Annotated in this window: 1 rRNA gene; it reads left to right on the top strand. The window is 53.7% G+C overall.

Annotated elements, in window-relative coordinates:
* The first annotated feature begins 235 nt into the window (after nucleotides 1-235).
* Nucleotides 236-1,755 (top strand): 16S ribosomal RNA (locus HDC34_RS17490).
* Nucleotides 1,756-1,911 lie beyond the last annotated feature (156 nt).

The following is a 1,911-nucleotide window of genomic DNA, read 5'->3' on the forward strand; positions in this document are numbered from 1 at the left end:
CGATTCTTGAGAACTCAACAGCGTGCACTATGTCAAATGCCAATTTGATCCCGTGCCTCTTCTTTTTGGAGGGGTAAGGATTCCTTTTGGAAACATATTTGGACAATACAAGTCAGTACTGAGCCTTCGGGTTTGGTGTTGTTTTGTTTTTTGTCAGTTTCAAACTTGTCATCGCACTTCGGTGTGGTGGCGTGATGTTTATCAGGCAGCTTTCGGGTTGTTTGGTTGTTATTCATTTACGGAGAGTTTGATCCTGGCTCAGGACGAACGCTGGCGGCGTGCTTAACACATGCAAGTCGAACGATGAAGCCCAGCTTGCTGGGTGGATTAGTGGCGAACGGGTGAGTAACACGTGAGCAACGTGCCCATAACTCTGGGATAACCTCCGGAAACGGTGGCTAATACTGGATATCTAACACGATCGCATGGTCTGTGTTTGGAAAGATTTTTTGGTTATGGATCGGCTCACGGCCTATCAGCTTGTTGGTGAGGTAATGGCTCACCAAGGCGACGACGGGTAGCCGGCCTGAGAGGGTGACCGGCCACACTGGGACTGAGACACGGCCCAGACTCCTACGGGAGGCAGCAGTGGGGAATATTGCACAATGGGCGAAAGCCTGATGCAGCAACGCCGCGTGAGGGATGACGGCCTTCGGGTTGTAAACCTCTTTTAGTAGGGAAGAAGCGAAAGTGACGGTACCTGCAGAAAAAGCACCGGCTAACTACGTGCCAGCAGCCGCGGTAATACGTAGGGTGCAAGCGTTGTCCGGAATTATTGGGCGTAAAGAGCTCGTAGGCGGTTTGTCGCGTCTGCTGTGAAATCCCGAGGCTCAACCTCGGGTCTGCAGTGGGTACGGGCAGACTAGAGTGTGGTAGGGGAGATTGGAATTCCTGGTGTAGCGGTGGAATGCGCAGATATCAGGAGGAACACCGATGGCGAAGGCAGATCTCTGGGCCATTACTGACGCTGAGGAGCGAAAGCATGGGGAGCGAACAGGATTAGATACCCTGGTAGTCCATGCCGTAAACGTTGGGCGCTAGATGTGGGGACCATTCCACGGTTTCCGTGTCGTAGCTAACGCATTAAGCGCCCCGCCTGGGGAGTACGGCCGCAAGGCTAAAACTCAAAGGAATTGACGGGGGCCCGCACAAGCGGCGGAGCATGCGGATTAATTCGATGCAACGCGAAGAACCTTACCAAGGCTTGACATATACCGGAAACGTTCAGAAATGTTCGCCCCGCAAGGTCGGTATACAGGTGGTGCATGGTTGTCGTCAGCTCGTGTCGTGAGATGTTGGGTTAAGTCCCGCAACGAGCGCAACCCTCGTCGTATGTTGCCAGCACGTAATGGTGGGAACTCATATGAGACTGCCGGGGTCAACTCGGAGGAAGGTGGGGATGACGTCAAATCATCATGCCCCTTATGTCTTGGGCTTCACGCATGCTACAATGGCTGGTACAATGGGCTGCAATACCGCGAGGTGGAGCGAATCCCAAAAAGCCAGTCTCAGTTCGGATTGGGGTCTGCAACTCGACCCCATGAAGTCGGAGTCGCTAGTAATCGCAGATCAGCAACGCTGCGGTGAATACGTTCCCGGGCCTTGTACACACCGCCCGTCAAGTCATGAAAGTCGGTAACACCCGAAGCCGGTGGCCTAACCTTTTGGAGGGAGCCGTCGAAGGTGGGATCGGTAATTAGGACTAAGTCGTAACAAGGTAGCCGTACCGGAAGGTGCGGCTGGATCACCTCCTTTCTAAGGAGCACTTAGCACGCACTCTTTGGGGTGTGGAGCTGAAGTCATTTCGGTCGCAAACGTCGACCGGTGGCGCTCATGGGTGGAACATTTGACTATTCGGTGCTTGTTGTTGTTCGTGCGGAGTACGCCCTTTGGGGTTGGAAACGTGATGGT

It is taken from the genome of Pseudoclavibacter sp. JAI123, assembly GCF_013409665.1.
In the GTDB taxonomy this organism is placed as follows: Bacteria; Actinomycetota; Actinomycetes; order Actinomycetales; family Microbacteriaceae; genus Pseudoclavibacter.